The organism is Pseudoalteromonas ruthenica (genome assembly GCF_008808095.1).
In the GTDB taxonomy this organism is placed as follows: Bacteria; Pseudomonadota; Gammaproteobacteria; order Enterobacterales; family Alteromonadaceae; genus Pseudoalteromonas; species Pseudoalteromonas ruthenica.
Genome location: NZ_CP023396.1, coordinates 1,398,378 through 1,410,425, shown reverse-complemented (window position 1 = coordinate 1,410,425; position 12,048 = coordinate 1,398,378). Strand labels below are relative to the sequence as shown.

Annotated in this window: 13 protein-coding genes; 7 read left to right on the top strand and 6 right to left on the bottom strand. The window is 47.3% G+C overall.

Annotation, left to right across the window (positions count from 1 at the left end):
- Positions 1 to 35: 35 nt before the first annotated feature.
- The 3 genes from PRUTH_RS06685 (at position 36) to PRUTH_RS06675 (ending at position 1,796) form a co-directional block, all read left to right on the top strand.
- Complete coding sequence (locus tag PRUTH_RS06685) at positions 36 to 563, top strand: GNAT family N-acetyltransferase (protein WP_045978639.1); 528 nt, start codon at positions 36 to 38, stop codon at positions 561 to 563.
- Positions 564 to 661: 98 nt separating this feature from the next.
- Complete coding sequence (locus tag PRUTH_RS06680) at positions 662 to 1,225, top strand: cytochrome b (RefSeq protein ID WP_151172901.1); 564 nt, start codon at positions 662 to 664, stop codon at positions 1,223 to 1,225.
- Positions 1,218 to 1,796 carry a YceI family protein gene (locus PRUTH_RS06675; RefSeq protein ID WP_151172900.1) on the top strand — a complete coding sequence of 193 codons (579 nt, stop codon included), beginning with the start codon at positions 1,218 to 1,220 and terminating at the stop codon, positions 1,794 to 1,796. The genes PRUTH_RS06680 and PRUTH_RS06675 overlap by 8 nt, the downstream gene beginning before the upstream one ends.
- Positions 1,797 to 1,806: 10 nt before the next feature.
- Here the strand turns inward: PRUTH_RS06675 and PRUTH_RS06670 are convergent, their stop codons facing one another.
- Entirely contained in the window at positions 1,807 to 2,703 is an 897-nt protein-coding gene (locus PRUTH_RS06670) for a TIGR02285 family protein (RefSeq protein WP_151172899.1), read from the bottom strand.
- Positions 2,704 to 2,804: 101 nt separating this feature from the next.
- On the opposite strand from PRUTH_RS06670, the gene PRUTH_RS06665 reads away from it, so the two are divergent.
- A complete protein-coding gene (locus PRUTH_RS06665; RefSeq protein ID WP_151172898.1) occupies positions 2,805 to 3,347 on the top strand; it encodes a dienelactone hydrolase family protein in 543 nt (180 codons plus the stop codon).
- On the opposite strand, the gene PRUTH_RS06660 is transcribed toward PRUTH_RS06665, so the two are convergent.
- A complete protein-coding gene (locus PRUTH_RS06660; RefSeq protein ID WP_151172897.1) occupies positions 3,319 to 4,167 on the bottom strand; it encodes a hypothetical protein in 849 nt (282 codons plus the stop codon). The genes PRUTH_RS06665 and PRUTH_RS06660 overlap by 29 nt on opposite strands.
- A 101-nt stretch (positions 4,168 to 4,268) precedes the next feature.
- Between PRUTH_RS06660 and PRUTH_RS06655 the strand changes: the two genes are divergently transcribed.
- The gene (locus PRUTH_RS06655) at positions 4,269 to 5,468 is read left to right on the top strand and encodes an isocitrate/isopropylmalate family dehydrogenase (RefSeq protein ID WP_151172896.1); all 1,200 of its coding nucleotides are present in this window, start codon (positions 4,269 to 4,271) and stop codon (positions 5,466 to 5,468) included.
- Here the strand turns inward: PRUTH_RS06655 and PRUTH_RS06650 are convergent.
- Together PRUTH_RS06650 and PRUTH_RS06645 are read right to left on the bottom strand one after the other, a co-directional pair.
- Positions 5,442 to 5,831: a hypothetical protein gene (locus PRUTH_RS06650; RefSeq protein WP_045978644.1), complete on the bottom strand. Its 390-nt coding sequence runs from the start codon at positions 5,829 to 5,831 to the stop codon at positions 5,442 to 5,444. The genes PRUTH_RS06655 and PRUTH_RS06650 overlap by 27 nt on opposite strands.
- Before the next feature lie 101 nt (positions 5,832 to 5,932).
- Positions 5,933 to 6,868, bottom strand: a complete 936-nt coding sequence (locus PRUTH_RS06645; RefSeq protein WP_138547153.1) for a LysR family transcriptional regulator — start codon at positions 6,866 to 6,868, stop codon at positions 5,933 to 5,935.
- A 163-nt stretch (positions 6,869 to 7,031) separates the two neighbouring features.
- Here PRUTH_RS06645 and PRUTH_RS06640 point away from each other — a divergent pair, with 163 nt between their 5' ends.
- On the top strand, positions 7,032 to 7,430 hold the full coding sequence (locus tag PRUTH_RS06640; RefSeq protein ID WP_179954355.1) for a DUF4488 domain-containing protein: 399 nt from the start codon (positions 7,032 to 7,034) through the stop codon (positions 7,428 to 7,430).
- 34 nt (positions 7,431 to 7,464) lie between these two features.
- Here the strand turns inward: PRUTH_RS06640 and PRUTH_RS06635 are convergent, their stop codons facing one another.
- Entirely contained in the window at positions 7,465 to 8,709 is a 1,245-nt protein-coding gene (locus tag PRUTH_RS06635) for a DNA-binding protein (RefSeq protein ID WP_022943627.1), read from the bottom strand.
- 175 nt (positions 8,710 to 8,884) lie between these two features.
- Between PRUTH_RS06635 and PRUTH_RS06630 the strand changes: the two genes are divergently transcribed.
- Positions 8,885 to 9,868, top strand: a complete 984-nt coding sequence (locus tag PRUTH_RS06630) for an NAD(P)H-quinone oxidoreductase (RefSeq protein ID WP_138547154.1) — start codon at positions 8,885 to 8,887, stop codon at positions 9,866 to 9,868.
- Between the two features lie 48 nt (positions 9,869 to 9,916).
- Here the strand turns inward: PRUTH_RS06630 and metG are convergent, their stop codons facing one another.
- Positions 9,917 to 11,950 carry a methionine--tRNA ligase gene (gene metG / locus PRUTH_RS06625; protein WP_138547155.1) on the bottom strand — a complete coding sequence of 678 codons (2,034 nt, stop codon included), beginning with the start codon at positions 11,948 to 11,950 and terminating at the stop codon, positions 9,917 to 9,919.
- Between the last annotated feature and the right edge of the window lie 98 nt (positions 11,951 to 12,048).

The following is a 12,048-nucleotide window of genomic DNA, read 5'->3' as shown; positions in this document are numbered from 1 at the left end:
GAGCCTAGCGCTCGGCTTTTTTGGAGCACTAGAGCATGTCATTAATGGATTTTCACTCGCCTCGATTACAACATCAGCCATTGCGAGCAGCACATTGGCCAGTGTTTTATGCCTTACATCAACACCCCGAGGTGATGCGCTATGTGGCGGATATAGGGGATATTGATGAGGTGCAAGAACGCTTTCAACAACGTTTAAACCCTACGAGTATGCAGCCTTGTTGGTATACGTGGGCCATTGCAAAGCGAAGCGGTGAGCTTATTGGGGTCACGGGGTTTTATCGTCACAGTGAGCACCTAGCAGAGTTGGGATTTATGCTCCTACCACAATACCAAGGGCAAGGGTTGGGGAGTGAGTCTCTGCATGCGTTGCTTGAGCATGGGCACAGTCAGTTTAGTCTGCGCGAATATACAGCCACAGTTACTGCCGGCAATGAGGCGTCACGAGCGCTTTTATTAAAGCAGGGTTTCACTCAGCACTGCCAAGGTTATAACGGCTATTATATCAATGGCGAAGAAGTGGAGGACTGGCTATTTAAGCGCACTTTCAGCGATGGTGAATAAAGTTTTGTGCATTTACGCACACTTAGCATTGCGCCAGCGCCATGTTTTTTTCTCAACGGCTGATTTAAGCTATTTGCAGTTATTAAGGAGAGTGAGCGATGTTAAAAAATACTCAATATGGCTATGGATGGATAGCCATATTTCTGCACTGGTTAGTGGCTATAGCTGTGTTTGGGCTGTTTGGATTGGGCTTGTACATGGTTGATTTGAGTTACTACGACAGCTGGTACAAAGGCTCATTGGATTTGCATAAAAGCATCGGTATCACCCTAGCACTGGTGTTTACGCTGCGCTTAGTGTGGCGTATTACCCAGGTGACTCCGCGCGCCGCTGATCCGACCTTGGTATGGCAAAACCGCCTAGCACACATCGCCCATGGGCTACTCTATGTGTTGTTAGCTGTATTACTGATGACCGGGTATTTAATCTCAACTGCAGATGGGCGCGGTATCGAGGTGTTCTCATTATTCACTGTCCCTTCAATGGGCGAATTCATTGATAACCAAGAGGATATCGCTGGATTGATCCATGAGTATGTGGCTTGGAGCTTAATTATTTTTGCTGCGTTACACGCCCTAGCGGCATTAAAACATCACTTTATTAATCGAGATCGTACTTTGACGCGTATGCTCAAAGCGACAAAAGGAGATAATCATGAATAAATCACTTACTAAACTTGCACTTGGTGCCGCTTTACTCACATCCAGTTCAGCCGCACTTGCTGCTGATTATGTGATCGATACCAAAGGGGCGCATGCCTTTGTTAACTTTAAAATTCAGCACTTAGGTTATAGTTGGTTATATGGCCGCTTTAATACTTTCTCGGGCGACTTCAGCTATGACGCTGATAAACCTAACGAGTCAAAGATCAATGTCGTGATAGACACCAGCAGTATTGATTCTAACCATGCTGAGCGTGATAAGCACTTGCGTGGTGACGATTTCTTAAATGTTGGTGAGCACCCTAAAGCGACCTTCAAAAGCACCGATATCAGCTTTAGCGATGATACTACTGGTAAAGTAACGGGCGAATTTACCCTCAATGGTGTAACCAAAACCATTAGCTTCGATATAGAAAAAATTGGTGAAGGTGATGATCCATGGGGTGGCTACCGTGTCGGCTTTTTAGGGCATACCCAGCTAGCGCTTAAAGACTACAATATTGATTATAACCTTGGACCAGCATCGACTCATGTTGACATCGAGCTATCGATAGAAGGTGTACGTAAGTAATATTTTCGACTTACGGTGCTTTTAGCCGCGTTTGCAACTGTTGTTGTAAGCGTGGCTTCAATTGTGGTGGCAGCCAGCGCATCATTACTTGCTGGAAGCTATCGGTTGTTGTTATTTTTTCTAACGCGCTGTCGATAATATCAATATGTTCGGATCCCAAGGCGGTATTGCTGCACCCCACGTAGCCGTGACTAATGGGCGCGACCTCGGCGATAGGAAAAATAGCCATTTGCTCTTTCACTCCCATTTTTGATGCCAAATAGTAATGCTCGCTCGGATAACCAACGAGCATATCTAGCCGTTCTTTGATCAACATATAAGTCAGGCTGGCGAGTACGTCTTTGCCCGGACGAGTGACTAGGCTGCCGCGTGGACTGTGGTTGATGATGTGGTCAAGCTCTTTGCCATAAGAGCGGTTCATCGGTAACCCTAACCGTAGGCCTTGCTCAGCGAGCAATTGGCTGAGCGATACTGGCTCACCTTCTACCAACCCTAACGTGTTAGCAAGCTCCTTACGCATCACCAATGCAGGAGAAAGTCCCACAGTTGAAGCGTTATTAGTAAACAACAGTTTGTCTAGGCGACGCTGGGTTTTGTACAAGGATAAGATGCAGTAGGTATTTTGCGGGTTGCTGAGCTCATGGATAGCACGACTGCCTGGGATATGCACATAGTCGAACCGGTAATCAGGCAGTTGTTGCTGCAACAGGGCGATGGTTTGCTCATCTCGCCCTTCACCTTGATGTGTGTCACTCATAATGTAATAGGGGGCAAAGTCAAACACCAGCCAGCGTATCGTTTGGCGCTCATTTGCATATGCTGTGAGCGAGTGCACGAAGCCTAAGAGCAATATAAGTGGATACCGACGCAACATAAAGCTTACTGCATTTATTAATACCTTGTTCATTGAGTGTAGCAGCTTTGTTTATGTTTCAGAATCAAGAACATAAATAAATATAAACTTTATCAAGCTTGCTTTATAATCGTTGTTTGCCTAGCAGGGGGGCGATGATGGCTAAATTACTGTTACTCTCCGACATTTTTTCTAAAACGCAGGCGACGCAAGCGCTCGCCAAGAGCCTCGATGCGACATTACTATGTGCCAATGACACAGCGTTGCCAGCTACACAGCAACATCAGGCCTATCAGCAGTTCATTGCAAAAGGTGGCCATGATGAGTATTTGCGGCGTGTTATGCAGACCCTTGAGCGCTTTAGGCAGGTTGATGTCATTGGTTTTAGTGCGGGGGCAAGTGCCGCATGGCGCGCGATAAGTCAAAGTCGAAATGTCTCTCGTGCCCTGTTATTTTATCCAACGCAAATAAGGCATCATGTCGATTTAGTGCCAAGCTGTAACACGGACATTATTTTTGCTCGTCATGAAAGCGCATTTGACGTTAAACAGCTGATGGCGACACTGTCACACCCGCGTATCCATTACCATCGCAGTGCCTATGAGCATGGCTTTATGAATCCACTTGCATCGAGCTTCAGCGCTCAAGCACGTGATTACGGCAACGCCCTTATTGCCCAGTGGCGGCGCCCAGGTTGACCGCGCTGATGGTTAAGCGCGCTATTTGGGCCTGTTTGATAGTAGGAAAGTCACGGCGCAGTCGATAGCGGCTATACAAATTTGAGAACACAGGTGTCTTTGCGATGCCATCAAGGGCACTGATAAATTCTTTGGCACTGCTGCGTGGGCGAAAGCAGCAGTGATTATAACGTGCAATGACATCGCTTAGCCTCAGCTTTTGGCGTGCGAGTTCACTCTCTACTTCAATAAAATAAGCCACGCCAGACCAATAAACACGTTGATAGGCTTGGCGTTGCCACATGGTGGCACTGACTTCACTAAGCGGCCCTTGCTGGATACGTGTGTCAGCTTTACCGCGTGCTAATCCGGCTTGCAGGCGGTGTTCGAATTGCCCGCGATTGTATATTCCTGCATGGAGCATGGTGTAGTTTTGCATCAAAGTGGCAAACCCTTCGCTTAACCACCTGTCTTCGGCGGGGAGATAGGGCATGTATAAATGCGCCAACTCATGATAAATAGTCCAGTCTTTGCGTATACGCTTTATATCGGCAAAACGTCCAATTTCGAGCACCACTTGCACCGGTGGCCCGCGTTTTATCTCCCCCCAAGGCACAGCTTCAGTGGTAAACACAGGTTGACTAATGCTCACGTCAACATGCTTATAATTAAGGGCTCCAAGCTGTTTGTGGGTATTGTCTACTGCGGTATTTACCCACGCTTGTAGCTGTTGTTGGCGCTCATCACTTGCATAGCTTTCGAAGTTCAACTGCCAGTGCGTGTCTGCACTAGTGCCGGGAGTTAGAAAGGCCAAGACTATGATGGCAACATAAATGCGCATATTGATCCTATGAATGCTAAACAAAGTCACGGTTGATTAGCGAATTGTACTGCTGATTGTTATAACAAGATCTCTGTAAGCTGAACTTTATTACAATCATTATGATGCATAATTTCGAGGTGGGCTATATTGATGGCGATGGTATCGGCCCGGAGATAATGCCGTATGTACGCGCCGTGATTGATCAGGTGGTTGCGCTTACCTACCATGGTCAGTACGGCATTGACTGGCATGCTTTATTGCTCGGTGAGCAAGCGGCTAGAGAAGGCGATGGCGAGTGGTTTCCTGAGGCCACAATCACGCAGCTAAGAGCGCTCAAAGTAGCCTTAAAAGGGCCGATGAGCAGTGCCATTGGCGGTGGGTTTCGCTCCTTGAACATTGCTTTACGTGAAGAGCTCGATTTATTTTGCAATATGCGTGTGATTAAAGCACTCGATGGTTTGCCAAGCCCTCTGAAAAACAGTGGCGCTATTGATATGGTAGTCTTTCGTGAGTGCAGTGAGGATAGCTTTGCAAGTATTGAACTGGCTGCCCAAAGCAGTGATGCGTCACGTTTAATCGAGGTGTTGGAGCAGGAGTTAGGGTATTACAAGCTCCGCTTTGCTGATAACTGCGCCTTAGCGATCAAAAACTGCTCGCAAGCCGCGACCGAGCGACTGGTCGCGCAAGCACTCAGCTATGCCTTGGCGCATCATCGCACAAAGCTCACTATTGTACATAAAAGTAATGCTTGGCAGCTTACTGAAGGGCAATTCCAACGTTGGGCGCTGGCCTACCTGCAGCAGCACCATGAGGTTACGTTAAGTACCTGCAAGCAGTATTACCAGCTACGCAGCAACACAGGCCAAAGTATTGAAGTCGAGTTCATGATGCTCGATCGGGTAATGCAACGTTTACCGCAGTACGCATCAGAGTTTGACGTGTTGGTGTGTAATAATCTCGCAGGGGATTTGATTGCTGATTTAGGAGCGGCGCTGGTCGGGGGCGTAGGCATTATTCCCAGCATTAATTGTAATAACGAGATGGCAATCTTTGAGCCCAGTCATGGTCCATTTCGACGAATCGCAGGCCAGGGTGTTGCCAACCCTTGTGCAACACTATGGGCGGGTGTGTTATTGCTACAACACTTAGGCCTGGAGCAAGCAAGTACGCGGTTATTTCACGCGCTTAAGCATGTTATCAGCCACTACCCGCAGTTGTTTCAACTCGACACCCGTACTCATAAACTGCCACAGGTGTCCACAGACGCGGTGATCACGGCGATTGAGCAATATCTAAGCCGCAATCGCGCCGCGCAGTAACTGTCGTGCCCGTAAACGCACCGCATCGGTATTGCCTAATTTCGGTGCCAGCCCTAACTCATCAAGCATGACAAATAAAATGCTTACGGGAACCGGACAATTGTCTTCATCGAGAATATCTGCAGCACGTGAGTCGACTTGAGCAGCGTTAGGATAGTGCTCGCGCAGCGCATCCAATGTTAAAGTATTATCGCCACAGGCACGACAATGGCCGCCAAACTCGTCATTCAGTTGTGCCAGTGCTTGGTAAAATTCTTCAATATGGATGGCATTGCCGCAAGCATCTAACTGAGCACGAATAAAGGTATCAAGATCAGCATTAATGTGGATGCAGTCATAGTGGGTGTAGTGTCGTTGTTGCATAGTTGCCTCCGTTATGGCTCATTTTGTCAGCGTCACTATAACTGTATGGGTGAAAGTGCTATTTATGAAATGGGTGGTATCCATTATTAGTATTGATGAAATCAATGTGCAAACTGCAGCAGTTGTTGGCGGAGCCAAATATGGGCATTGTTATGATGGACAAGCGGGCTCCAAAGCATGGATACACTGATGGGCACGATGGGAAAGGGCACCGGGCATATAGCGAGTTTTTGGCTGCTCGTCGCGACCAGATGTTCAGCTAAGCGTTTCGGTAGCGTAGCAATAAGCTGAGAATGTTCGCACAGGCTCGGTATTAAACTATGTTGACGTGCGTACACACGGATATTCCGGCGCTCACCCAGTTGCATGAGCGCCTGATCAACCCAGCCAAGCTTTTGTGGCTCACGATTTTTGACCAAGGGTTCAGGCCCAAAACCACTGCGGTTAAGCCAAATATGTGGTGCTGATAAGTAGTTCTCCAAACAGGTATCCTGTTGTATTGGGTGTGATTGATCGCTCAGGCAACAGTAATTGTCGCGCCACAAGGTTTTTTGATGGAATGAAGACGGTAGGCGCATGAAACGGTCTATGGCGATGTCTACCTGACCTTGCTCTAGTTCACTGAGAGTGACATCACTGGGATTAACTAAGTCTATGTGGATATCTGTATAATGACAACAGAGCTCTTTGATCAGGGGTACCAACATCGAACTGACAAGAAATTCATTGGCCATTACTCGAAATGTGTGGCTACTTGTCTTGGCATCAAAAGGCTGCTGTTGTGACGTGATCCCTTGTGCGAGAGCGATGAATTGTTCGAGTTCGGGTTTGAGTGCCAATGCTTTTTGCGTGCAAAGCATGGTGCTGCCGCTGCGCACAAGGAGTGGATCAGCAAATAAGTCACGCAACCGCTTGAGCGCGTTACTCATCGCACTTTGGGTAAGAGCGAGGCGGTTTGCAGCCGCAGACACACTACATTCCTCTATCAACACGTTCAAATAGACCAACAAGTTTAAATCAATTTGTCTTAGGTTCATGCCCAGGTCGCATCCCTTATTACTGCTGTTATTTACTCTAGCTTAGCCAACTGTATATAGCTAACTCACTAGAAAATAACGGCTATTTCCAGCAGTGATAGTGAGCAATTTTCACTTTTACCAACCCTTAAAGCGCCGTATCCTGTAAGAAAAAGGAAGGTTTATGTTGAAATATATTGTTGGAATTACGTGTGTATTTGTGGCTCATGTCACCGAGGCCCACCCGCTAGAGGGGAGCTGGCAATTTGTAAAAGGGGAGTATTACAGTGAGGGACAGGTGTTCTATGCTGAGGCTCCTGATGTGACCTCAGTAAAGGTCCTAAGTGGCGGCCACTTTAATTACATCACGCAAAAAAATGGCGAATTTCATTATGCCGCTGGTGGGCGGTATGAGATTACAGAAGATGCATTCATAGAGCATGTTGATTATGGCAACATTCCCTCTTTGTTAGGCAAAGAACTGGTTTTTGACTATGAAATCAAAGAGCAGTTATGGCATCACACGCTTTATCAAGAAGATGAACTGGTAGAGTATGAAGTATGGCAACGAGTTGCTCAGTGAGCACTAAAAAGGCGCTGTAATAGCGCCTTTTATCCTATGCTGACTGGATGGAGTCCATATCATCATCCGAGTTCTTTTTTGCGCTTTCACCGTCTTCCTCAGAACGCAAGCGTTCAAGTTCAGCGTGAGTTTCGGCTAAGCTCAGCTCTAACTCGCCTAGGCGGCTTTGTGCCAAGGTTGCACTTTTAGATAGGCGCTCGAGCGTAGAGCTTGAGTTTTGCTTAAGAAAGGTGATTTGTTCTTTCAAGCGTTTATTCTCAGCTACGGTGTCTGCAGACTCGCTGTCCTTAGCCACCAGTTGCTCTTCAAGCTCTTTGATCTTGTGCTGATACTGCTCGTTACTTGCAGTAAGGCGCTCGATGGTAGAAGCGGAGTTGGTTTTTAAGAACCGTACTTGCTCGTGTAACTTCTCATTATCCTGCTTGGCCTGCTCAGCTTCGCTTTGAATGGTGCCGAGTTGTTCGCCTTGCTCTTTGTTTTGCTCACGCAACTGACGAATATCTTCGCGTTGGCTAGCTTGGTGCTTGGCGGCTACTGCACTTTGTTCTTTCAGCAGGTTGTTTTCATTTTTCAGCTTATCAACAAGTGGCTGTTGCTCTTCGAGTTGCGCCTGTAATTGGGCAACGCTGGCGTCAAGTTGAGCTTTAAGCTCCTCGAGCTGTTGGTGCTGATGGTTTAACTCATCATGTTGGCGTTGAATTTCATCACGCTCTTGCGCCAAAGCCGCATAGTCGTTGTCAAAATTCTCGATACGCTGTTGCAAGCCTGCAAGTTTCTGCTGATGTTCTTGTTCAGTGTCTTGCGCCTGTTGGTGTAGCTGTTCAATATTCTGTGTTTGTTCAGCCAACTGCGCAGCCTGTTCATCGAGCTGGCTCTGGCGAGCATCGACCTGCTGTTGGAGTTGTTCATTTTGCTCAGCAAGTTGATCGTAATTCTGTTGTAGATCTTCAAGGCTTTGAATGGCTAATTGCTCAGCTTCACGCATCTCGTCAAGCTGTGCTTGCACGGGCTCGACTTGCGCATCGGCAAAGGCCTGCGTTTGCGCCTTGAAGGCATGGATAAACTGTTCAGAAAACTCGATATCTAAGTCGGTCACTTTGGTAGGCTGTTGACTATCTTGTGGCCGGGCCGAGCGATCCTCGCTACGCCACTGACGGTAATGTTCGAGTACGGTAGCGCGATCTCCATCCACACGCTCGAGCAATGTTGCTAACGTGATTGGTGTACCGGCTTGGTGCAATTCATCGCACACTGCTTTTATTTCACTATATTGTGTCATCAACCTATCCTCCCAACAGACATTTAGGATAGCATTAAAACGGCCAAGAAAAAGTGCTTCTAATAAAAATATCGGAGCTAAAAGATCCTTGGCTGCTCGTAATTACTATTTTAGTTGTAGGTTTGTCCCTTTAAAATTACGTTTACATCATACTACGATCAAACGGTATTACACAATGCTAACAATTGACTTAAACGAAAATAAACAGCTAGTTATAGCGCAAACGCCCACTGTAGCAGCGGCTCGCGGACAAGTGTTAATAAAAGTAAACGCAGCGGGAGTGAATCGCGCCGATCTTTTACAGCGTCAAGGAAAATATCCACCACCGCCAGGTGATAGTGAGATCCTCGGACTCGAGGTGTGCGGAGAAGTGGTTGCATTGGGTGAGGGCGTAGCGTCGCAATGGTTAGGGCAGCATGTGATGGCGCTTTGCGCGGGTGGGGGATACGGTGAATTTGTAGCAGTCGATGTACGTCATTGTATGGTCAAACCGGCGACATTCTCCAATGCTCAAGGCGCGGCATTTTGTGAGGTGTTTTTAACCGCTTTTGATGCCATTGCACAGTACCCAGAGTTTGGCGCAGAGCACACGGTTTTAGTACATGCTGGTGCGAGCGGTGTGGGCACTGCGGCTATTAGCCTTGCAAAATATTTGCAAGCGCAGGTGGTGGTGACCGTCGGCAGTGATGAAAAGAAACAATTTTGTTTAGCTCATGGCGCAGATAAAGCGATTAATTATCGTCAACACAATTGGCGTGAGGTGATGAAGGCCGAAGGGCTCAGCGCCGATCTCATTATTGATCCTGTTGCCGGTGGGTATTTGAATGACGACTTGTCGGTGCTTAATATGGATGGTCGTATTGTCGTTTTAGCGCTGTTGGGGGGGCGCTATAGTGAGCAATTTGATGGTGCCAAGCTATTGCAAAAGCGAGCTCAGCTGATAGGGTCGACGCTGCGTAATCGTACACCCGATTATAAGGCGAAACTGGTTGATAACCTAAAGCGTACGTTTGGCGATGCATTAAACAGTGGCCACATCGCGCCAGTCATTGATTCTATCTTCCCTTGGGAAGAGGCTATGTCAGCGCATCAAGTTCTACAAGATAATGCTAATTTAGGCAAAGTGGTGCTTACTCATGAATCGTTAGGCGAGCGCTAAAGCAGCCCTAAATTGAAAAGGCCAGCATATGCTGGCCTTTTGGCGGTATTACATAACCCGCATACCGGGTTTGGCGCCATCATGGGGCTCAAGAATATATATATCCTCTTTGCCTGGTCCAGCAGCCAACACCATGCCCTCAGATAGGCCAAAGCGCATTTTTCTTGGCTTAAGGTTTGCGACCATGACCGTGTGCTTGCCAATAAGTTGCTCGGGTGCGTACGCTGATTTTATACCAGCAAAAACCTGACGCTGTGGGCCCCCTAAATCAAGGGTTAGCTTGAGCAATTTGTCAGCACCTTCAACATGCTCTGCGTTGGCAATTTTCGCGATGCGTAAATCCACTTTAGCAAAATCATCAAATTCGATTTCATCGGCAATAGGGTCTTTATCAATCTCACCATTATTGGCATCTGGCGCTGGTGTGGCAGCAGCTGGTGCGAGGCTTTCTTTTGACTGCTCAAGCATGGTATTCACTTTGTCCATATCGACACGTTGCATTAAGGCTTTAAACTTATTGATCTTATGATCAACCAAAACGGTGTCTACCTTATCCCATGCTAGGTCATCGTTGAGGAAGCTGCTCACTTTTGCGGCCATACCAGGTAGGATAGGGCTTAAGTACGTCATCAGTATGCGGAATAAGTTGATCCCCACACTGCACACATCATGAGCTTGCTTCGCGGTATTTTCGTCTTTGATTAAGACCCACGGAGCTTGCGCGTCGATGTACTGGTTGGCTTTATCCGCCAGCGCCATGATCAAGCGCACAGCGCGGCCATATTCTCTGGCTTCGTAGTGATCAGCGATACTTTGGCGTGCAGCGGCAAACTCAGCGATAAGCTCAGCTTCAACGTTATCACTAGAGAGTGTACCGTCGAACTTTTTGGTGATAAACCCGGCGCAGCGGCTCGCTATGTTAACCACCTTACCTACCAAATCAGAATTAACTCGCTGGGCAAAATCTTCGAGATTTAAATCTAAGTCAGTAATGCCACTGCCGAGTTTAGCGGCGAAGTAGTAACGCAGATACTCTGGGTCCAAGTGCTCTAAATAAGTACGCGCTTTAATGAAAGTACCTTTTGACTTAGACATTTTTGCGCCATTGACGGTGACAAAGCCATGAGCAAAGATATTGCTTGGTTTTCTGAACCCTGCGCCCTCAAGCATAGCTGGCCAAAATAGGCTATGGAAATAAATGATGTCCTTACCGATGAAGTGATAGAGTTCGGCGTCGGCGCCTTCTTTCCAGAAAGCATCGAAATCTAAGTCGCTTTTATCACAAAGATTTTTAAAGCTGGCCATGTAGCCTATGGGCGCATCCAACCAAACATAGAAGTACTTGCCAGGTGCACCGGGGATTTCAAAACCAAAGTAAGGCGCATCACGACTAATATCCCACTGCTGTAGACCATCGGCAAACCATTCATCCAGCTTATTGGCCATCTCTTGTTGAATTGAGCCGGAGTGCAGCCATTGTTTGAGCATGCCCTCAAATTCGGGTAAATCAAAAAAGTAGTGTTCAGAGTCTTTGAGCACAGGAGTGGCGCCGGACATCACCGAGCGTGGTGATTTCAGTTCGGTGGGTGCGTAGGTCGCTCCACAAACATCACAGCTATCACCGTTTTGATCTTCGGCATCACAGCTAGGGCAAGTACCGGTAACAAAACGATCTGGAAGAAAAATACCTTTTTCGGGATCGAACAGTTGTGAGATGGTCCGCTTTTTAATATAGCCCGCATTATCAAGACGGGTATAAATCAATTCACTCAGCGCTTTATTTTCATCTGAGTGCGTGCTGTGGTAATTGTCAAACTCGATGTTAAAGTCAGCAAAGTCACGCTGGCGCTCAACACTGACTTGGGCGACCATTTCCTCAGGGGTAATGCCTTGCTTTTGGGCATTGAGCATAATGGGCGTGCCGTGCGCGTCATCAGCACACACATAGTAGGCGTCATGGCCTTGGGATTTTTGAAAACGGGCCCAGATATCAGTTTGAATATACTCTAACAAATGGCCTAAATGTGTTGGGCCATTGGCGTAAGGCAGGGCGCTTGTTATGAGAATTTTTCTCTTTGCCATAAAGTGCTCATTCCATCTCAGATAGGGTTACTCCCGCTAATATCGGGGCTTATAATGATCATAAGCGTCTCCCGAGTATCAGTGGGGTGAATAGACTG